The sequence below is a fragment of the Nonomuraea sp. NPDC050680 genome (assembly GCF_040654555.1).
Taxonomy (GTDB): domain Bacteria; phylum Actinomycetota; class Actinomycetes; order Streptosporangiales; family Streptosporangiaceae; genus Nonomuraea.
This window is the reverse complement of the sequence record NZ_JBFAIF010000007.1, coordinates 70,905-89,801: the sequence shown is the minus strand read 5'-3', so window position 1 is coordinate 89,801 and position 18,897 is coordinate 70,905. Positions and strand designations below refer to the sequence as shown.

The following is an 18,897-nucleotide window of genomic DNA, read 5'->3' as shown; positions in this document are numbered from 1 at the left end:
CTTTCTATACGCGTATAAAAACTTGGTACAGGAGGTGGTGCGACATGAGCGACGAACGACTCATCGCCATGGGTGACGAACTGGTGAAGCTGCACGACGGCTTCCGGCGGGAGCTCGCGGAGCTGCGGCGGGCACCCGGCTCGCGGTCCGAACTGCGGGAGCACTGCCTGACGTTCTGCGACGCGCTGCACGCCCATCACACCGGCGAGGACGGCGTGCTGTTCCCGCACCTGGCGGACGCGCATCCCGAGCTGGTGGAGGTGCTGGCCCGGCTGCGCGCCGAGCACGAGGTGGTGGCGCGACTGCTGGCGCGGATCCGCGAGCTCCCCGACGAGGGTGACGTCGGCGCCGAGCTCGATCGGCTGTCCCGCGAACTGGAGGCGCACCTCGACTACGAGGAGGAGCAGTTGGTACCACTGCTCAACGCGATGACCGACTTCCCGGAAGGGCTCTAGCCGCGTCATAAGACGATTGTCATAGCGAGGTCAGGATGGATGGCACCTCCCGGCGCGCCCGGTTCTCGGAAGGATCGGTGGCATGCGACGAATCCTGCCGGCCTTCGGGCTCGCCCTCCTGTCCCTCGCCTACGGCGTGTTCGAGGAGGGGATCATGACGATGTCGCTGTTCAACCCCAACTACGCCGGTCAGCGGCTGCTCGATCTCGGGTTCGTGCCGGCCTTGGGGATCGGGGTGCCGTGGACGCTGTTCGTGCTGGCGCTGCACACCGTGTGGAGCATGAGCGTGCCCATCGCGCTGACAGAGGAGCTGACCGTGCGCGGCGCACCACGCCGTGGCTCGGCAAGGTCGGGCTGGCCGTCACCGCCGTGCTGGCCGTGCTGGCCGTGCTGGGCGCGGCCCTGACGACAGTGTTCAGCTACATGAACGGGCACTTCCTGGCGTCCGTGCCGCAACTGGTGTCGATCGTGCTGATCGTGGTGGCACTCGTCGTGCTGACCTTCCGCCTACCGCGCCGGACCAGCGCCGACCCGCAGACCCACCGGACGGACGCCGACCAGACGATCGTGCCGACGCCTCCCCCGCTCAACCTGGTCAGCCACATCGTGTTCGGCCTCGGCGCGCTGGTCCTGCTCGCGTTCGCCGCTCGCCGCGTCGCCGCTCCCGTTCCCGCTCCTTAGAACCGGTAGTCGAAGACGTACGAGTGCGAGCCGTCAGGAGCGATGAGGATGTCCATCTCGCCCCTGAGGCCGCTCAGCCCGCCAGTGCCCGAGTCCGGGACGACCGAGACGCGCAGTGACTGCTCGCCCCGGTCGCCCACCGCGAAGTGCTGCAGGACGAAGCTGCCCGACCGCCCTTCCAGCATCCCCACGACCCGCTCCATCGCCACGTACGCACGGGAGTCCGCCACCGGGGTCAACGCCATGATCATGCTGACCAGGCTGGTGCCGGTCAGGTCGCCGTGGAAGGTCTTGCCCAGCGTGACGTGGGCGAGCGACACGCCGTCGCCCTCCTCGTACGGAGGCTGGGGGGTCCAGTCGGCGGTGTCGAAGCTTCCCTTGGCTGTCATGCCTCCCATGATGCGGGTCATACCTGTCAGATCCGGTCAGGTATCCAGCAGCGTCCGTACGAAGTCGTTGCGGAACTTGCCCGCCGGGTCGTAGCGCCCCACCAGGTCCCGGAAGCGCTCCGGGCACGACGGCCACCGGGTGAACAGCTTGCCCCAGTGCGGCCGGGGATCGAACGGCGCCAGCCGCTCCTCGACCAGCTCGACCACCGGCAGCACCGCCGCGGTGTCCTTGACCCAGGTGAAGTGCACGCCCACGGTGTCGCGGCCGAGATACGGGCTGAGCCACAGGTCGTCGGCGGCGATCGTGCGTACCTCGGAGATCTGCAGCACCGGCCGGAGGCGGTCGCCGATGGCCCGCAGCTCGCGCAGCGCCTCGGCCGCGCGCCCCCTGGGCAGCAGGAACTCCGACTGCAGCTCGTCGCCCGCGCTGCTCGGCGGCGAGTCGGCCCGGAAGTGCGGCAGCCGCTCGTGCCACGGCCCCGGCACGCCGAGCTGCTCGGTGCAGCTGCCGGCCGGCATGCCCGGCACCGGGTGGCGGGGCCCGTCGGCCGCGCGGGTGCCGTGCCAGTCGCCGGAGGGCAGCTCGCTGCGGCGCTTGAGCCACACGTTGGTCGCCAGCCAGTCGGTGAACAGGCTCACGCTGTAGCCGGCCGACATGACGGCCTCGAAGTCGAAGTCGTCGGGCAGGCCCTCCCGGACGTACTGGCGCAGCTCGAAGGCGGGCACCAGGTCGAGCGTGACCGAGGTGACGACGCCGAGCGCGCCGAGCGCCACGACCGCGCCGGGGAAGTCGGCCTCGCCCCGCGCGAGGGTGACCAGGGAGCCGTCGGCGGTGACGAGGTCCAGCGCCGCCACGGCCGCCGACAGGCTCTGGTTGCCGCCGCCGGAGCCGTGCGTGCCGGTCGCGACCGAACCCGCCACCGAGATGTGCGGCAGCGAGGCCAGGTTGCCGAGCGCGAACCCGCCGGCGTGCAGCACGGGCGCGAGCTCCGCGTACGTCACCCGCCCGCCGACCCGCACGCGCGCCGCGGCCCTGTCGATCTCGATCTCGTACGGCAGGCGATCCAGAGCGACCAGGTCACCCGTCGAGTCGGCGACGTCGTTGAAGGAGTGGCCACTGCCTAACGCCCGGATGGAGGCAGTGCCGGCGACCAGGCTCTGGAGCTCGTCCAGGGCGGAGGGATGATGCACGTTTTTCATCTGAAAGGCGATGTTTCCCGCCCAATTCTTCAACGTCACTGCCCTACAGTTCCATAGCTCTTGTCAGCGCCGCGAGGGGGCGCTAGTTTCGGGTGCCGCCGACGAAAGCGCCGACGACATAGGCGCTCAGGGCGCCGCCGAGGAGAATTCCGTGCTCTACCTGTCCGAGGCCCTCGGTCTGGCCACGCTCGTGCTCTGGCTGTACTGCCTCTTCGACGCGATCACCACGCCGGAAGAGGCGTGCCGCAACCTGCCGAAGATCCTCTGGGTGCTCGTCGTCCTGCTGTTCCCGCTGGTCGGCTCCATCATCTGGCTGGTGGCCGGGCGGCCGCAGGCGCTCCCGGCGGCGCGGCCGACCGGGTTCCCCGAGTACGACCGGCCTGGGCGCGCGACCGCGAGCAACCCCGACGACGACGAGGAGTTCCTGCGCCGCCTCCGCGAGCGGGCCGAGGAACAGCGCAGGAACGCCCCCAAGCCACCTGACGACACCCCCAACGGCGACTAGAAGCCCTGCGCCAGCCGGTAGTACGCCTGGTTCCAGCGCAGTTCCTTGGCGAATCCCCGAGCCGTCGTGTCCGCGTCGATGACGAGCAGCTCGACCCCGAGCATGTCGGCCAGGTCGGTCAGCTCTTCGGTGCCCACCGCAGTCGAGAGCACGGTGTGGTGCGGCGCGCCGGCGGTCAGCCACGCCTCGGCGGAGGTACGCAGGTTCGGGCGGGGCCGCCAGACCGCGCGCGCCACCGGCAGGTTGGGCAGCGGGTGCGGCGGCGCGACGATGTCGATCTCGTTGGCCACCAGCCGGAACCGGTCCCCCATGTCGGCGAGCCCGACGACGACGCCGGGACCCGGCTCGGCGTCGAACACCAGCCGCACCGGGTCCTCCCGGCCGCCGATGCCCAGCGGGTGGATCTCGCACGACGGGGTGCCCGTGGCGATCGACGGGCAGACCTCCAGCATGTGCGCGCCGAGGATGAGCTCCTCGCCCGGCGTCATGTTGTAGGTGTAGTCCTCCATGAACGAGGTGCCGCCCGGCGCCATGGCCTTGAGGGTGCGCAGGAGTACCGAGGTCTTCCAGTCGCCCTCGCCGCCGAAGCCGTACCCGTCGGCCATCAGCCGCTGCACGGCCAGGCCGGGGAGCTGGCGCAGGCCGCCGAGGTCCTCGAAGTTCGTGGTGAACGCGCGGAATCCGCCGGCCTCCAGGAAGCCGCGCAGGCCCAGCTCGATCCTGGCGGCGTAGCGCAGCGACTCGTTCCGCTCGCCCAGCAGCTCCGGCGCCACCCGGTAGAGCTCGGCGTACTCCTTGACCAGCGCCGTCACGTCCGCGTCGGAGGCGGCGTCCACGGCCTCGACCAGCTCGTTGACGCCGTAGGTGTTGACCGAGACGCCGAAGCGCAGCTGCGCCTCGACCTTGTCGCCCTCGGTGACGGCGACGTCGCGCATGTTGTCGCCGAACCTGGCGAGCTTGAGCGTACGCACCTCCGCCAGGCCCGCCGCCGCCCGCGACCAGGCGAGCACCCGGTCGGCCACGAACGGGTCGCTGACGTGCCCGGCCACGGTCTTGCGCGGCACGCCCAGCCGGGTCTGGATGTGGCCGAACTCGCGGTCGCCGTGCGCGGCCTGGTTGAGGTTCATGAAGTCCATGTCGATGGAGCTCCACGGCAGCTCCACGTTGGCCTGCGTGTGCAGGTGCAGCAGCGGCTTGCGCAGCGTGTCCAGCCCGGCGATCCACATCTTGGCCGGGGAGAAGGTGTGCATCCAGGCGATCACGCCGGCGCACGAGTCGTCGGCGTTGGCCTCCAGCATCACCCGCCTGATCGCGGCCGCGTCGGTGAGCACGGGCTTCCACTCGACGGGTACCGGGAGCGCCGCGGCGATCCGCTGCGACTGCTCGGCGACCTGGCGCAGCGTGTCCTCGCCGTACAGCCCCTGGCTGCCGGTCAGAAACCAGATGTTCAACGCGGGCTCCTCTGTTGTCCGTAGACGTTCTGATAGCGGTCGTACAGGCGGTCGATGTCGTCCTGGGCGATGGCCAGCGGCTCGCCGAGCTGCCGGGCCACGTGCACCGTACGGGCGACGTCCTCGCACATCACGGCGGCCTTGACCGCGGCTTTGGGGGTCGGGCCGATGGTGAAGACGCCGTGGTTCTGCATCAGCACGGCCCGCGAGCGGTGCCCCTTGAGCGTCTTCACGATGCCCTGGCCGATGGAGTCGTCACCGATCAGCGCGAACGGCCCGACCGGGATCTCGCCGCCGAACTCGTCGGCCATGGCGGTCAGCACGCACGGGATGGCCTCGCCGCGCGCCGCCCAGGCGGAGGCGTAGGTGGAGTGGGTGTGCACCACCCCGTTCACTTCCGGCATGGCGCGATAGACGTAGGCGTGCGCGGCGGTGTCGCTGGACGGCGCGTGCTCGCCGGCCACCAGGTTGCCGTCGAGGTCGCAGACGACCATGTTCTCCGGCGTCAGCTCGTCGTAGGTGACCCCGGACGGCTTGATGACGAACAGGTCCTCGCCGGGGACCCGGCCGGAGACGTTCCCGGCGGTCCAGGCGACGAGGTTGTTGCGCACCAGCTCGGCGTGCAGGTCGCAGACCGTCTTCCGCATTGCCTCGGTCATGAGCTCACCCCGGCCGAGCCCTCGCGGGCCTCGTTCCTGATCGCGCGTAGCGTGTGCAGCATTCGTCCATCCCCGAAGTAGTCGTGCAGCGTGCGGTATTCGGCATAGAGCCGGTCGTAGGCGTCGGCCCGGTCCGCGTCGGGCACGTAGGCGTTCTCCTGCCGCGCGCCCATCACGGCCGCGGCCTGCTGGATGTCGTCGTACGCGCCCGCCGCGACGGCCGCGTGGATCGCCGAGCCGAGCGCGGGGCCCTGCTCGGAGTCGATGATCGAGAGCGGCCGGCGCAGCACGTCGGCGTAGACCTGCATGAGGAAGTGGTTCTTCAGCAGGCCGCCGGCCACCACGAACTCCGCCACCGGCACGCCCGACGCCTCGAACGTCTCGACGATCACCCGGGCGCCGAACGCGGTGGCCTCGATGAGCGCGCGGTAGACGTCCTCGGGCCTGGTGGCCAGGGTCTGGCCGACGACCACGCCGGACAGGTCGTGGTCGACCAGCACCGAGCGGTTGCCGTTGTGCCAGTCGAGCGCGACCAGGCCGTGCTGCCCGACCCGCTGCCCGGCGGCCAGCTCGGTCAGGTAGTCGTGCACCGACTGTCCCCGCTCCGCCGCGAGCCGCGCGTACGAGGCGGGCACGGCGTTGTCGACGAACCAGGCGAAGATGTCGCCCACACCCGACTGTCCCGCCTCGTACCCCCACAGCCCCGGCACGATCCCGTCGCGGACCACCCCGCACATGCCGGGCACCTCGGCCAGCTGGTCGGACGGCATCACGTGGCAGGTGGAGGTGCCCATGATGGCGACCATCTGGCCGGGCCGGACCGCGTCGGCCGCGGCGGAGGTGACGTGCGCGTCGACGTTGCCGACCGCGATAGCGATGCCCTCGGGCAGCTTGGTCCACTCGGCGGCCTGCGCGGTCAGCCGGCCGGCGAGCCCGCCCAGCGGAGACAGCTCCTGCCCCAACTTGCTGACAAATCCGGAGAAGCCGGGGTTGAGGGCGGCGAGGAAGTCCTCAGACGGATAGCCCCCATCCTGAAAAATCCCCTTGTATCCGGCGGTGCAGACGTTGCGGGTCTCGACCCCGGTGAGCTGCCAGATGATCCAGTCGGCCGCCTCGATCCACCGCTCGGCCCGCCCGTAGGTCTCCGGGTCCTCTTCGAGCACCTGCAGTCCCTTGGCGAACTCCCACTCCGAGGAGATCTTGCCGCCGTAGCGCGGCAGCCAGCTCTCCCCGCGCCGCGCGGCCAGTTCGTTGATCCGGTCGGCGTGCGCCTGCGCCGCGTGGTGCTTCCACAGCTTGGGCCAGGCGTGCGGCCGCTCGGGCGTCTGGAAGGCGAGCGGCGTGCCGTCACGGGTGGTCGGCAGCACCGTGCACGCGGTGAAGTCGGTGCCCAGGCCGACGACCTGTGCCGGGTCGATCCCGGCCGCGGCCACGGCCTCGGGCACCGCGGTGCGCAGCACGTCCAGCCAGTCCTGCGGGGACTGCAGCGCCCAGTCGGGTCCCAGCCGGACCTCGGAGCCGGGCAGCCGGTCCTCGATGACGCGGTGCGCGTACTCGTGCACGGCGGTACCGACCTCGGCGCCGTCGCCCACCCGCACCACCACGGCGCGGCCGGACAGCGTGCCGAAGTCGACACCGATCACGTATGTGTTGTTGTTAGCGTTCACACAATCTCCCTATATCCGGTACGGCGGAGGCCGTACCGGAGGTCAGGTCCGGCGGGCTGAGAACAGGCGCTGGAGCAGGATGAAGACGAAGAGCAGAAGTCCGATGAATATCTTGGTCCACCAGGAGCTGAGCGTGCCCTCGAAGCTGATGACCGTCTGGATCAGGCCCAGCACGAGCACGCCCAGCACGGTGCCGAGCAGGAATCCCGAGCCGCCGGTCAGCAGCGTGCCGCCGATGACGACGGCCGCGATCGCGTCGAGCTCCATGCCGACGGCGTGCAGCCCGTACCCCGAGAGCATGTAGAACGACAGCAGCACCCCGCCGAGCGCCGAGCAGAACCCGCTGACCGTGTAGACCGTGATCTTCGTCCGGGCCACGGGCAGGCCCATCAGCAGCGCGGACTGCTCGCTGCCCCCGGTGGCGTAGACGGAGCGGCCCAGGCGCGTGTAGTGCAGCACGTACGCCGCCACGAGCACCACCACCGCGGCGATGATCACACTCGGCGAGATCCACAGGCCGGCGAACAGGTCGAGCCTGGTCTGCGCGAACGCCGTGAACGTCGGGTCCTCGATCGGGATCGAGTCGGTGCCGATCGTGTAGCACAGCCCCCTGGCCAGGAACATCCCGGCCAGCGTGACGATGAACGGCTGGATCTCGAAGGCGTGGATGATGTACCCCATCACCAGCCCCAGCGCGGCGCCGATGAGCAGCACCAGCGGGATCACCAGATACGGCGGCCACCCGGGCCCCTTCATCAGGCTCGCCGAGATCATCGTGGACAGCGCCACCACCGAGCCGACCGACAGGTCGATCCCCCCGGTGAGGATCACGAACGTCATGCCGACGGCCACGACCAGCAGGAAGGCGTTGTCGATGAAGACGTTGAGTATCACCTGCCCGCTGGCGAACCCCTCGTAGCGGATGCCGCCCGCCACGAACATCGCCACGAACAGGCAGGCGGTCACCAGGACGGGCACATACTTGGCCGGGATCGTCCTGAGGCCGTTGAGCGTCACGGTCGTCATGCCGTCACCTGGACCTTCTCCTCGGCCGCCGGGCTGGGCGGCACGGCTCGGCGGCGACGGCCGAACACCTTCTCGCGGAACGACTTCGACTGGATGAGGCAGACCGCGGTCACCACGAGCGCCTTGAACAGCAGCGTGGTCTCCGGCGGCACCCCGATGGAGTAGATGGTCGTGGTCAGCGTCTGGATGATCAGCGCGCCGAGCACGGTGCCGCCGAGCGAGAAGCGCCCGCCCGACAGCGAGGTGCCGCCGATGACCACGGCCAGGATGGCGTCGAGCTCGACCCAGAGGCCGGCGTTGTTGCCGTCGGCGCTGGACACGTTCGAGCTGATCATCAGCCCGGCGACGCCGGCGCAGAGCGCGGCGAAGGCGTAGACCATGATGATGATGCCCCGCGATCGGATCCCGGCGAGCCTGCTGGCCTCGGCGTTGCCGCCGACCGACTCGATGAGCATGCCCAGGGCCAGCCTGCGGGTGAGGAACACGGTGATCGCCAGGACCACCAGGACCAGCAGGATGCCGAAGGGCACGGTCAGCAAGTAACCGCCGCCGATGACCTTGTACGAGGGGCTGTTGACGGTGATGATCTGCCCGCCGGTGATCAGCTGGGCCAGGCCGCGCCCGGCCACCATGAGGATCAGCGTGGCGATGATCGGCTGAATGCCGACGACCGCGACGAGCAGGCCGTTCCACGCCCCGAGCAGCACCGACAGGCCGAGCGCCAGCACCACGGCGGTGAACACGCCGGCGTCGTCGCTGATCTGCAGGCAGGCCAGCGCCCCCGCGATCGCCACCACCGAGCCGACCGACAGGTCGATGCCGCCGGTCGCGATGACCAGCGTCATCCCGAGCGAGACCAGGATGAGCGGGGCGCCGAAGCGCAGAATGTCGATCAGGCTGCCGTAGAGGTGGCCGTCGCGCATCTGGATCGAGAAGAAGTTCGCGGTGAAGAACACGTTGACGAGGAGCAGCAGGGCCAGGATGACGACCGGCCAGAGCAGGCGTCTCATTCCGCTCGCCCTCCGCTCGCTTTCCCGCTGGCAATGGTCTCCATGAGCACGTCCGTGGTGAGATCGTCGTCGTTGGGCAACTCGGCGACCAGCCTGCGGTCGCGCAGGACGCCGACCTTGTGGCTGAGCCGCAGCACCTCCTCCAGCTCGGCGGAGATGAACAGCACCGCCATGCCGCCGTCGGACAGCTGGGCGACCAGGCGCTGGATCTCGGCCTTCGCGCCGATGTCGATGCCGCGGGTGGGCTCATCGAGGATGAGCAGCCTGGGCTCCAGGATCAGCCACCTGGCCAGCAGGACCTTCTGCTGGTTGCCGCCGCTGAGGTCGCGTACGAGGTGCTCCGGGTTGGCCGGGCTGATCTTCAGCGCGGTGATGTACTTGCCGACCAGCTCGTCCTGCTGCTCACGCGGGACCGGTCTGGTCCAGCCCCTGGTGGCCTGCAGGGCCAGGATGATGTTCTCCCTGACCGTGAGGTCGGGGATCAGCCCGTCGGACTTGCGGTTCTCCGAGCAGAACGCGATCCGGTGGTTCATCGCGACGCGCGGCGTGCGCAACGAGACCGGCGTGCCGTCGATGCTCACCTCGCCGGCGCTCGCGTGGTCGGCGCCGAACAGCAGCCGCGCGACCTCCGTACGGCCCGAGCCCAGCAACCCGGCCAGCCCCACGACCTCGCCCTCGTGGACGGTCAGCGTGAACGGCTCGATCGCCCCGGCCCGGCCCAGCCCGCGCGCCTCCAGGAGCGGCCGGTCGAACACCTTGGCCTCGCCGTGCAGCTTCTCCAGGGCGGCGAGCTCCTGGCCGATCATCTTGGCGACCAGCTCGACCTGGCTGAGCTCCGCGGTGAGGTATTCGCCCACCAGCCGCCCGTTGCGCAGGATCGTCATCCGGTCGGAGATCTCGTAGACCTGGTCGAGGAAGTGTGAGACGAACAGGATCGCGATGCCCTCCTCCTTGAGGGAGCGCATCACGCGAAAGAGCTGCTCGACCTCGCTCGCGTCGAGGCTGGAGGTCGGCTCGTCGAGGATCAGCACCCGGGCCTCGATGTCGATGGCCCGCGCGATGGCCACCATCTGCTGGATGGCCGGCGAGTACGTCGACAGGGGCGCCGAGACGTCGAGGTCGAGCTCCAGCCGGGCCAGCAGCTCCGCGGCCCTGGCCCGCATCCGCGGCCAGTCGATCCGGCCCCAGCGCCGGGGCTCGCGGCCGACGAAGATGTTCTCGGCGACCGAGAGGTTCGCGCAGAGGTTGACCTCCTGGTAGACCGTGCTGATGCCGGCCCCTTGCGCCTCCAGCGGGCTGCCGAACGCGACGGGCTCACCAAGCAGCTCGATGGTGCCGGCGTCGATGGGGTGGACGCCGGTCAGCACCTTGATCAGGGTGGACTTGCCCGCGCCGTTCTCGCCCATGAGCGCGTGCACCTCGCCCGGCAGCAGTCGCAGGTCCACGCCGTCGAGAGCCTTCACGCCGGGGAACTGTTTGCCGATTCCGCTCATCAGCAGGATCGGCGCGGGTACGGCCATCGGCGTCCCTCTCCTCCTCTAGCTCGTGATCGTAAAGCTCGTGATCGTGTGGGTGGGCCGGCCCGCGAGGGCCGGCCCGGTCGGCGGTCAGTACTGGCGGTTGGGCAGAGCGGCCTTGGCCTGCTCCTGGTTGAACGCCGTCTCCTGCGTGATCACGCGGGTCGGCACGGTCTCGTTCTTGACGACCTTCTTGGCCAGGTCCATCAGCTGCGGGCCGAGCAGCGGGGAGCACTCGACGATGTAGTTGATCTTTCCGTCGGCGAGCGCCTGCATGCCGTCCTTGACGGCGTCGACCGTGATGATCTTGATGTCCTTGCCGGGCACCTTGCCCGCGCCCTCGATGGCCTCGATCGCACCCAGCCCCATGTCGTCATTGTGCGCGTAAAGCACGTCGATGTCCGGAGTGGACTTCAGGAAGGCCTCCATGACCTCCTTGCCCTTGGCCCGGGTGAAGTCGCCGGTCTGCGAGGCGACGATCTGGAACTTGGGCTCGGCCTTGATGATCTCCTGGAAGCCCGCCTTGCGGTCGTTGGCCGGCGCCGAGCCCGTGGTGCCCTGCAGCTCCACGATCTTGACCGGGTCGCTGCTGCTCTTGTACTCGTCCACCAGCCACTTGCCGGCCTTGCGGCCCTCCTCGACGAAGTCCGAACCGAGGAAGGTCTTGTAGAGCGAGGTGTCCTTGGAGTCCACGGCCCGGTCGGTGAGGATCACCGGGATCTTCGCGTCCTTGGCCTCCTTGAGCACGGTGTCCCAGCCCGACTCCACCACCGGCGAGAAGGCGATGACGTCCACCTTCTGCTGGATGTAGGAGCGGATCGCCTTGATCTGGTTCTCCTGCTTCTGCTGGGCGTCCGAGAACTTCAGGGTGATTCCGGCCGACTTGGCCGAGTCCTGCACCGACTTCGTGTTCGCGGTGCGCCAGCCGCTCTCCGCGCCGACCTGTGAGAAGCCCATGGTGATCGCGCCGCCACCGCCGCCACCGCTACCGCCGCTCGCGCCGCATCCGGCCACCGCCATGGCGGTGAACCCGGCGAGCATCAATACCGAGATCCTCTTCACTGCGTGGGGTCCCTTCTGATGTGAGCGCTAACACCACAGCCCGGGTGCGTGCGCGTTTCCTTCTGTGTGCGGCCTACCGCCGGGCCGTACTGGCCCGGGAGACGAGCGAGGGCGGGACCACGAGACGTTCGCACGCGTGGGAGCCTTGGCCCTCGATCTGCCGAAGGAGCACCTCGATGCTGTGTCTGCCCACCGCGCCGAAGTCCTGCCTGATGGTGGTGAGCGGCGGCGAGAAGAACTCCGATTCGGGGATGTCGTCGAAACCGACGACGCTCACCTGATCGGGCACTCTCACCCCCTGCTCGGTGAACGCCCGCAGCACGCCCAGCGCCATCTGATCGTTGGCGACGAACACCGCCGTGACGCCCTTCATGCTCGCCAGGCTGCGCCCCGCCTCGTATCCCGAGCGCGGGCTCCAGTCTCCGGCGAGCGGCTCCGGGGCCGTACGGCCCGCCTGCTCCAGCGCGGCCCGCCACCCGGCCACGCGCCCCTCGGCCTCCAGCCAGTCGGAGGGGCCGCGGATGTGCCAGACCGTCTCGTGCCCCAGGGAGAGCAGGTGCTCGGTGGCCATCCTGCCGCCGCGGACCTGGTCGACGCAGACGACCGACACGTCACCGGCCTCGCCGCCCTCGACGGCGACCGTGGGCACCCCGAACGGGAGCTCGCCCAGCGCCTGGGCGGCCGACCGTTGCGGCGCGACCACGACGATGCCGTCGACACCCTGGTCGGCCAGGTAGTCGAGAGCGTCGCTGACGCCGATCTTGTCGATGGACTTGAGGCTCACGATGCTGACGAAGTAGCCGGCCCCCCGGGCCGCCTGCTCGATGCCGTAGACCGTGCTGGCCGGGCCGTACAGCGTGGTGTCGAAGCTGACCACGCCGAGCGTCCTGGAGTGCTTGGTGACCAGGGCGCGGGCGACGAGGTTGCGGCGGTAGCCGAGCTTGTCGATCGCCTCCATCACCCGCGCGCGGGTCTCGCTGCGCACGTTGGGATGCTCGTTGAGCACGCGTGAGACCGTCTGGTGCGACACCCCGGCCTCCTTGGCCACATCGGCCATGACCGGCGGTCGACGCCCCTGGGTCGCTCCCACTGCCGTGCTCCCTTCCTGGCTTGGCATGACTGTGAACGTTAACAACAGGTCTCGTCAAGAGGTCGTCCGATTACGGTCGCGTCACACGAGCTCTCTTGACTTCGCAGTGAGCGGTCCTCATCTTTGGCGCTCAGGGACCCACTCTGAATGTTAACGCTAACATATCCACTGGACCACCGGCCCGAACCGGCTCTCCGCGCGCGGTTACGCCGACGACGCCGTGGAGTCGCGGATCACCAACTGGCAGGGCATGCGATGGACGCCCGGCGTGGCCCGTCCGTCGATGGCCGCGAACAGGTGCTGGGCGGCCGTCCTGCCGAGGAGTTCGAGGTTCATGTCCACGGTCGTCAGGGCCGGGCGTGTCTCGGTCGACAGCACCTCCCAGTTGTCGTAGCCGATCACCGCGATGTCATCGGGCACCCGCCGCCCCCGCTCGCGGACCGCCTCCACGAACCCGGCCGCGACCTGGTCACTGCCGCAGAACACCGCGTCGATCTCCGGCTGGGCCATCAGCAGCATCTCCGCCGCGTGCCGCCCCCACCGCTGCGACCAGGTGCCCCAGAGCGTCTCACCCGCCTGCTCCAGCCCCGCCTCCGACAGCGCCAGCTTCACCCCCGCCACACGATCGCGGGCGGCCTTGTAGTGCTCGGGCCCGGTGACGTGCGCGATCCGGCGCCGGCCCAGCGCGAGCAGGTGATTCACGGCCATCACCGCGCCGCCCACGTCGTCCGGCACGAACGACACGTCCTCCGGATCGTCCGACGGCCCGTAGGCGTAGACCACGGGCACTCCGAGGTCGCGGCTGACGGACGGCCGCAGGTTGGTGCTCTCGCCCACCACGATCAGCCCGTCCACGCGGCGCGACAGCAGCGCGCGCAGGTGGTGCTGTTCCCTGATGGCGTCGCCGCGGGCGTCGCAGAGCAGCACCGCCATCTCCCCCGCGCCGAACGCGTCCTCCGCCCCGAGCAGCACCGGGATGCCGAACCGGCCCGCGCTGTCGGAAGTGAGCAGCCCGACCGTCCGCGTCTGCCCGGACAGTAGCCCCCTGGCCAGGGCGTTCGGCTGGAAGGAGAGCTCCTCCGCCGCGGCGAGCACACGCTGACGGGTCGAGGCCCGCACGTCCTGCCGCCCGTTGAGCGCCTTGGAGGCCGTGGCGATCGACACCCCTGCCAGGGAGGCCACGTCGTTGATGGTCGCGCGCCTACCCGCCATATTTTTCGAAACCCTTTTCAGTAACCCGGTATCCAGGACAAACCATAATACCCATTGACAGGCCCCAATGTTTCTTCTACGTTTCCGAAAACCTTTTAGTTCACGGGGGTCCCGAAGGAGACAACCATGAGACGACGGCTGGCTGGGATCGCCTTCCTCGGTTTGTTAGCGCTCACAGCCGCCGCTTGCGGCAGCGGTGGGAGCGACAAGCAGCCACAGGCGGCAGGCCCGGTCACGATCACCATGTGGACCCGCGCGGCGACGCAGGCACAGAGCGAACGGCTGGTGAAGGCCTACAACAGCAGTCACAAGAACCAAGTGAAGCTGACCGTCATCCCGACGGACAACTACCAGCCGCGCATCGCGGCCGCGGCCGGGGCGAAACAGCTGCCGGACGTGTTCGCGGCCGACGTGATCTTCGTCCCGAACTACACCTCGCAGGGCCTGTTCATGGACATCACCGACCGGGTCGGCGCCCTGCCGTACAAGGCCGCTCTCGCGCCCTCCCACATGAAGCTGGGCACGCTGGACGGCAAGCTCTACACCCTGCCCCACACGCTGGACCTGTCGGTCTGGTTCTGGAACAAGGACCTCTACGCCAAGGCCGGGCTCGACCCGGAGAAGGGGCCCAAGACGCTGAAGGAGTTCGCCGAGCAGGCCACCACGATCCAGCAGAAGCTGGGCAAGGACGGCAAGGTGCACGGTACGTTCTTCGGCGGCAACTGCGGTGGCTGTTACGTCTTCACCTTCTGGCCCTCTGTCTGGGCGGCCGGCGCCCAGGTCATGAACGCCGAAGGCACCACATCGCTCAACGACCAGCCCGCGATGACCGAGGTGTTCAAGACCTACCACGACCTGTACGCGAAGAAGGTCACCGGCCCGACGGCCAAGGAGGAGCAGGGCCCGACCTGGACCGGCTTCTTCCCCAAGGGCGAGATCGGCGTCATGCCCATGCCGTCGACCACGCTCGGCACGATGCCCGCCGGGATGAAGATCGGCGTCACCCCCATCGCCGGTCCCGACGGCGGCGAGTCGACGTTCGTGGGCGGCGACTCGATCGGCATCTCCTCGACGTCCAAGAACGCCGACGCGGCCTGGGACTTCCTGTCCTGGACCGTCTCCGATGACGCGCAGGTCGAGGTCATGGCCAAGAACAAGGACGTGCTCGCGCGTACGGACCTGGCCAGCAACAAGTACTCGGCGGAGGACCCGCGGGTGGTCCTGATCAACTCGCTGGTCGCCAAGGGTCAGACGCCGTTCGCGTTGCGCTTCGGCCAGACGTTCAACGACCCGCAGGGACCCTGGCTGCGGCTTGCTCGCGAAGCGGTGTTTGGCGACGCCGCGAAGGTTCCCCAACTGAACGCCGAAATCACGAAGTCTTTGCAGCAATGAGTTTGACTCTCAGCAAGCCCAAGCGGCGGGCGGCGCACACGGTGCCGTCCGCCCGGTGGCGGGGCAGGCAGCTGCAGGGTTGGCTGTACGCCGCGCCGACCGCCGTCATCGTGGGCGTCCTGTTCATCGCGCCGCTGGTGCTGGTCGTCTGGATGTCGCTGAACCGCTGGCCGTTGCTGGGCCAGGCGGTCTTCAACGCCCCCGACAACTACACCAAGATCCCGAAGAACCCGCTGTTCTTCGACGCGGTGCTCTTCACGCTGAAGTACACCGCCATCACCACAGTCCTGCTGTCGGCCGTCGCGCTCGGCCTGGCCCTGCTGGTGCAGGAGCGCCGGCCGGGGGTCGCCTTCTTCCGTACCGCGTTCTTCCTGCCGGGAGCCGTCGGCTTCGCCGCCGCCGCGCTGCTGTTCTACGGCATGCTGAACAACGACTTCGGCCCGATCGACCCGCTGCTCCAGACGCTGGGGATCACGCACGAGCCGGTGAAGTGGATCGGCACGCCCAACATGGCGTTGTTCTCCACGATCGCGCTCGTGCTGTGGCGCTTCGCCGGGTTCAACATGCTCATCCTGCTGACCGGTCTGCAGTCGATCCCCGTCGAGGTGTACGAGGCGGCCAAGAGCGACGGCGCGAACCGCTGGCAGATCTTCACCAAGATCACGCTGCCACTGCTGCGCCCGACGCTGGCGCTGATGCTGATCCTCAGCATCACCGGCTCGCTGCTGGCCTTCGACCAGTTCTTCATCTTCACCAACGGCGGCCCGGACAACAGCACGGTCTCGATGGTCATGGTCGTCTACCGCGACGCGTTCTTCCGCTTCGACCTCGGTGGGGCGGCGGCGCTGTCCGTCGTGCTGCTGGTCGCCCTGGTCGGGTTCAACACTCTGCTGATGCGGAGGCTCAAGTGAGGTACTACCCCACTGTCACGGCGCTGGCCATCCTGTTCCTGTTCCCGCTGCTGTGGAGCGGCTGGGCCTCGCTGGAGGAGCCGTCCAACTACCTGAAGATGGCCCAGTTCGGCGAGGGCGTCGGCACCTACGCCACCAACAGCGTGCTGGTGTCGTCGATGACCGTCGCCGGCACGCTGATCGTCTCCGCGCTCGGCGGCTACGCCTTCGCCCGGTTCGACTTCCCCGGCAAGAACCTGCTGTTCCTGGCCACGCTGGCGATCCTCATGGTGCCCTACGCGACGATCCTCATCCCGCTCTACGTGCTGCTCGGCTACCTCGGCCTGCAGAACTCGCTGCTGGGGCTGTCGCTGGTGTTCGTGATGTTCCAGCTGCCGTTCGCGCTGTTCATGATGCGCAACGCCTTCGAGGCGATCCCGCGCGAGCTGGAGGAGGCGGCTCTGGTCGACGGCTGCGGCACCTTCCGGGCCTTCTCCCGGATCCTGCTGCACGCCGTACGGCCGGCGCTCGTCACGGTCGGCCTGTTCGCCTTCCTCGCCTCATGGAATGACTTCTTCGCACCGCTCATCCTGCTCAACGACGGCGCGTCGTTCACCCTGCCGGTGGCTGTGGTCAGCATGACGCAGGGCACGTTCGGCGCTATCGACTACGGCATGCTCCAGGCCGGCGTCATGGTCATGGCACTGCCCTGTCTCATCTTGTTCGTCATTCTGCAGCGCCACTACGTGCGCGGATTCATGTCGGGAGCTCTGCGTGGCTAATCCTGTCCTGCCCTCATCGGGCGTGCTGTCCCCCCTCGGCCTGGACGCCGTACGTCCGGCGCCCGGCTTCTGGGGCGACCGCATCGCCCTCAACCGGGACGTCACCATCGCCCACTGCCAGGAATGGGAGGAACGCGAAGGCTGGATCGCCAACTTCCGCGGGCGTCTCCCCCGCAAGGGCAGGGAGTTCTCCGACTCGGAGATCTACAAGCTGCTGGAGGCCATGGCGTGGGCCGACCACCCCGCGCTGCCCGAGCTGGCCGAGACCGTGGCCAGGGCCCAGGAGGGCGACGGCTACCTCAACACCCGGTGGACCGGCAACCGCTACATCGACTTCGAGTGGGGCCATGAGCTCTACTGCTACGGCCACCTCATCCAGGCCGGCGTCGCCAGGCTGCGCATGCACGGCGAGGACCGGCTGACCGAGGTGGTCAGGCGGGCGGCGGACCACATCTGCCGCCGCTTCATGGACACCTCGGAGACCTGCGGCCACCCGGTGGTGGAGATGGCGCTGGTCGAGCTGTACCGGGCCACCGGCACCGAGCGCTACCTGGAGATGGCCCGCCGCTTCGTCGAACGCCGCGGCCTGCCCGCGCTGGCCGAGATCCCGTTCGGCCGCGCCTACTTCCAGGACGATCTTCCAGTGCGGCGGGCGCAGTCGTTGCGCGGGCATGCCGTACGGGCGCTCTACCTGGCCAGCGGCGTCGTCGACGTGGCCGTGGAGACGGGTGACGAGGAGCTGCTGAAGGCCGTCGAAGCGCAGTGGGAGCGCGCGGTCGCCAGGCGCACCCACCTGACGGGCGGCATGGGCTCGCGGCACACCGACGAGTCCTTCGGCGAGGACTACGAGCTGCCGCCGGACCGCGCCTACTCCGAGACCTGCGCGGGCATCGCCTCGATCATGCTGGCGCACCGGCTGCTGCTGGCCACCGGCGACGCCCGGTACGCCGACGTGGCCGAGCGGACCCTGTACAACGTGCTGGCCACCGCGGTGGCCCTGGACGGCCGGTCGTTCTTCTACGCCAACCCGCTGCGCGTGCGGGTGCCGGCCGTGCCGCTGAACGGGGTCAACCACGCCGCCGAGGGCGGGCTGCGCTCGCCGTGGTTCGACGTGTCGTGCTGCCCGAACAACATCGCCCGCACGCTCGCCTCGCTGCCGGCCTACATGGCCACCAGTGACGCGGGCGGGGTGCAGATCCACCACTTCACACCCGGCGAGATCACCCACGGTCCGCTCGCGTTGCGGGTGGAGACCGGGTATCCGTGGTCGGGCGGGGTGCGCGTGCGGGTCCTTTCGGGTGGCAGCGGGCAGATCTCGCTGCGCGTACCCGCCTGGGCGAAGGGCGCCACGCTCGCGTACGGGCCGGCCGGGCCGGACGGCGGCGCGGACACTGGTGGATCGAACATTTCGCATATGTCGGGTAGTCGGGAGGTCGAGCCCGGGTACGCGGTCGTCGCGGGCGACTGGCGGCCCGGTGACGAGATCCGCCTCGACCTGCCCATGGCTCCCCGGTGGACCTTCCCCGACCGGCGCGTGGACGCGCTGCGCGGCAGCGTCGCGGTGGAGCGCGGGCCGCTCGTCTACTGCGCGGAGTCCGTCGCCGACGAGCCGCCACTCGCCGACGTGGCCGCCCGCATCTCGTCCGCACCCATCGACCGCCCGGCCGACCCCGCCGCCGGTCCCACTGTCGATCCCGCCGCCGGTCCCACTGTCGATTCCGTCGTGGAGATCGAGGTCGCCGTGGTGCTCGGCGCTCCGGCCACCGACGACTGGCCGTACGGACCGGTGCCCGACGCGCCGGAGGGCGCGGACACCGTGCTGCGGCTGGTGCCGTACCACCGCTGGGGCAATCGCGGCCCCGCCACCATGCGCGTCTGGCTGCCCGTCGCCGACTGACACCACCCCCCA

The 18,897-nt window shown here is 69.3% G+C and carries 19 protein-coding genes; 8 read left to right on the top strand and 11 right to left on the bottom strand.

Features of this window, described 5'->3' with window-relative positions:
* Positions 1–44: 44 nt before the first annotated feature.
* The 3 genes from AB0H88_RS24810 to AB0H88_RS24800 all read left to right on the top strand — a co-directional run bounded on the left by AB0H88_RS24810 (position 45) and on the right by AB0H88_RS24800 (position 1,136).
* Entirely contained in the window at positions 45–455 is a 411-nt protein-coding gene (locus AB0H88_RS24810; protein ID WP_357648207.1) for a hemerythrin domain-containing protein, read from the top strand.
* Positions 456–537: 82 nt separating this feature from the next.
* The gene (locus tag AB0H88_RS24805) at positions 538–861 is read left to right on the top strand and encodes a hypothetical protein (protein ID WP_357648206.1); all 324 of its coding nucleotides are present in this window, start codon (positions 538–540) and stop codon (positions 859–861) included.
* On the top strand, positions 825–1,136 hold the full coding sequence (locus AB0H88_RS24800; RefSeq protein ID WP_357648204.1) for a hypothetical protein: 312 nt from the start codon (positions 825–827) through the stop codon (positions 1,134–1,136). The genes AB0H88_RS24805 and AB0H88_RS24800 overlap by 37 nt, the downstream gene beginning before the upstream one ends.
* Here AB0H88_RS24800 and AB0H88_RS24795 read toward each other — a convergent pair.
* Both AB0H88_RS24795 and AB0H88_RS24790 read right to left on the bottom strand, forming a co-directional pair.
* Entirely contained in the window at positions 1,133–1,525 is a 393-nt protein-coding gene (locus AB0H88_RS24795; RefSeq protein ID WP_357648202.1) for a DUF3224 domain-containing protein, read from the bottom strand. The two genes, AB0H88_RS24800 and AB0H88_RS24795, sit on opposite strands and share 4 nt — an antisense overlap.
* 36 nt (positions 1,526–1,561) lie before the next feature.
* Positions 1,562–2,725 (bottom strand): FAD-binding protein, encoded by a 1,164-nt coding sequence (locus AB0H88_RS24790; RefSeq protein ID WP_357648200.1) that lies wholly within the window; start codon positions 2,723–2,725, stop codon positions 1,562–1,564.
* A gap of 151 nt (positions 2,726–2,876) precedes the next feature.
* Here AB0H88_RS24790 and AB0H88_RS24785 point away from each other — a divergent pair, with 151 nt between their 5' ends.
* Positions 2,877–3,230, top strand: coding sequence for a PLDc N-terminal domain-containing protein (locus tag AB0H88_RS24785; RefSeq protein ID WP_357648198.1), 354 nt, complete (start codon positions 2,877–2,879; stop codon positions 3,228–3,230).
* Here AB0H88_RS24785 and araA read toward each other — a convergent pair.
* The 9 genes from araA to AB0H88_RS24740 form a co-directional block, all read right to left on the bottom strand.
* On the bottom strand, positions 3,227–4,681 hold the full coding sequence (gene araA, locus AB0H88_RS24780; protein WP_357648196.1) for an L-arabinose isomerase: 1,455 nt from the start codon (positions 4,679–4,681) through the stop codon (positions 3,227–3,229). The two genes, AB0H88_RS24785 and araA, sit on opposite strands and share 4 nt — an antisense overlap.
* Positions 4,678–5,340, bottom strand: coding sequence for an L-ribulose-5-phosphate 4-epimerase (locus AB0H88_RS24775; protein WP_225288802.1), 663 nt, complete (start codon positions 5,338–5,340; stop codon positions 4,678–4,680). The genes araA and AB0H88_RS24775 overlap by 4 nt, the downstream gene beginning before the upstream one ends.
* A complete protein-coding gene (gene araB / locus AB0H88_RS24770; protein ID WP_357648194.1) occupies positions 5,337–7,007 on the bottom strand; it encodes a ribulokinase in 1,671 nt (556 codons plus the stop codon). The genes AB0H88_RS24775 and araB overlap by 4 nt, the downstream gene beginning before the upstream one ends.
* A gap of 42 nt (positions 7,008–7,049) precedes the next feature.
* Positions 7,050–8,033 carry a galactofuranose ABC transporter, permease protein YjfF gene (gene yjfF, locus AB0H88_RS24765; protein ID WP_357648193.1) on the bottom strand — a complete coding sequence of 328 codons (984 nt, stop codon included), beginning with the start codon at positions 8,031–8,033 and terminating at the stop codon, positions 7,050–7,052.
* Positions 8,030–9,043: an ABC transporter permease gene (locus AB0H88_RS24760; protein ID WP_357648191.1), complete on the bottom strand. Its 1,014-nt coding sequence runs from the start codon at positions 9,041–9,043 to the stop codon at positions 8,030–8,032. The genes yjfF and AB0H88_RS24760 overlap by 4 nt, the downstream gene beginning before the upstream one ends.
* The gene (locus AB0H88_RS24755; RefSeq protein WP_357648188.1) at positions 9,040–10,563 is read right to left on the bottom strand and encodes a sugar ABC transporter ATP-binding protein; all 1,524 of its coding nucleotides are present in this window, start codon (positions 10,561–10,563) and stop codon (positions 9,040–9,042) included. Before AB0H88_RS24755 ends, AB0H88_RS24760 begins: the two co-directional genes overlap by 4 nt.
* A gap of 87 nt (positions 10,564–10,650) precedes the next feature.
* Positions 10,651–11,622 (bottom strand): ABC transporter substrate-binding protein, encoded by a 972-nt coding sequence (locus AB0H88_RS24750; RefSeq protein WP_357648186.1) that lies wholly within the window; start codon positions 11,620–11,622, stop codon positions 10,651–10,653.
* A 73-nt stretch (positions 11,623–11,695) separates the two neighbouring features.
* On the bottom strand, positions 11,696–12,679 hold the full coding sequence (locus tag AB0H88_RS24745) for a LacI family DNA-binding transcriptional regulator (protein ID WP_357648639.1): 984 nt from the start codon (positions 12,677–12,679) through the stop codon (positions 11,696–11,698).
* Positions 12,680–12,916: 237 nt separating this feature from the next.
* Positions 12,917–13,894, bottom strand: coding sequence for a LacI family DNA-binding transcriptional regulator (locus tag AB0H88_RS24740; protein ID WP_357648184.1), 978 nt, complete (start codon positions 13,892–13,894; stop codon positions 12,917–12,919).
* 156 nt (positions 13,895–14,050) lie between these two features.
* Here AB0H88_RS24740 and AB0H88_RS24735 point away from each other — a divergent pair, with 156 nt between their 5' ends.
* Genes AB0H88_RS24735 through AB0H88_RS24720 form a run of 4 tightly spaced genes read left to right on the top strand, consistent with a single transcriptional unit; the run spans position 14,051 to position 18,885 of the window.
* Positions 14,051–15,316, top strand: a complete 1,266-nt coding sequence (locus AB0H88_RS24735; protein WP_357648182.1) for a sugar ABC transporter substrate-binding protein — start codon at positions 14,051–14,053, stop codon at positions 15,314–15,316.
* A complete protein-coding gene (locus AB0H88_RS24730) occupies positions 15,313–16,227 on the top strand; it encodes a sugar ABC transporter permease (protein ID WP_357648180.1) in 915 nt (304 codons plus the stop codon). The genes AB0H88_RS24735 and AB0H88_RS24730 overlap by 4 nt, the downstream gene beginning before the upstream one ends.
* Positions 16,224–16,988, top strand: coding sequence for a carbohydrate ABC transporter permease (locus tag AB0H88_RS24725; RefSeq protein ID WP_357648178.1), 765 nt, complete (start codon positions 16,224–16,226; stop codon positions 16,986–16,988). Before AB0H88_RS24730 ends, AB0H88_RS24725 begins: the two co-directional genes overlap by 4 nt.
* Positions 16,981–18,885 (top strand): beta-L-arabinofuranosidase domain-containing protein, encoded by a 1,905-nt coding sequence (locus AB0H88_RS24720; RefSeq protein ID WP_357648176.1) that lies wholly within the window; start codon positions 16,981–16,983, stop codon positions 18,883–18,885. The genes AB0H88_RS24725 and AB0H88_RS24720 overlap by 8 nt, the downstream gene beginning before the upstream one ends.
* The last annotated feature ends 12 nt before the right edge of the window (positions 18,886–18,897 follow it).

Coding starts and splice junctions, on each gene's coding strand:
- AB0H88_RS24810 (WP_357648207.1), top strand. CDS start 45: ATGAGCGACGAACGACTCATCGCCATGGGTGACGAACTGGTGAAGCTG.
- AB0H88_RS24805 (WP_357648206.1), top strand. CDS start 538: ATGCGACGAATCCTGCCGGCCTTCGGGCTCGCCCTCCTGTCCCTCGCC.
- AB0H88_RS24795 (WP_357648202.1), bottom strand. CDS start 1,525: ATGACAGCCAAGGGAAGCTTCGACACCGCCGACTGGACCCCCCAGCCT.
- AB0H88_RS24790 (WP_357648200.1), bottom strand. CDS start 2,725: ATGAAAAACGTGCATCATCCCTCCGCCCTGGACGAGCTCCAGAGCCTG.
- AB0H88_RS24775 (WP_225288802.1), bottom strand. CDS start 5,340: ATGACCGAGGCAATGCGGAAGACGGTCTGCGACCTGCACGCCGAGCTG.
- yjfF (WP_357648193.1), bottom strand. CDS start 8,033: ATGACGACCGTGACGCTCAACGGCCTCAGGACGATCCCGGCCAAGTAT.
- AB0H88_RS24760 (WP_357648191.1), bottom strand. CDS start 9,043: ATGAGACGCCTGCTCTGGCCGGTCGTCATCCTGGCCCTGCTGCTCCTC.
- AB0H88_RS24755 (WP_357648188.1), bottom strand. CDS start 10,563: ATGGCCGTACCCGCGCCGATCCTGCTGATGAGCGGAATCGGCAAACAG.
- AB0H88_RS24745 (WP_357648639.1), bottom strand. CDS start 12,679: ATGGCCGATGTGGCCAAGGAGGCCGGGGTGTCGCACCAGACGGTCTCA.
- AB0H88_RS24735 (WP_357648182.1), top strand. CDS start 14,051: ATGAGACGACGGCTGGCTGGGATCGCCTTCCTCGGTTTGTTAGCGCTC.
- AB0H88_RS24730 (WP_357648180.1), top strand. CDS start 15,313: ATGAGTTTGACTCTCAGCAAGCCCAAGCGGCGGGCGGCGCACACGGTG.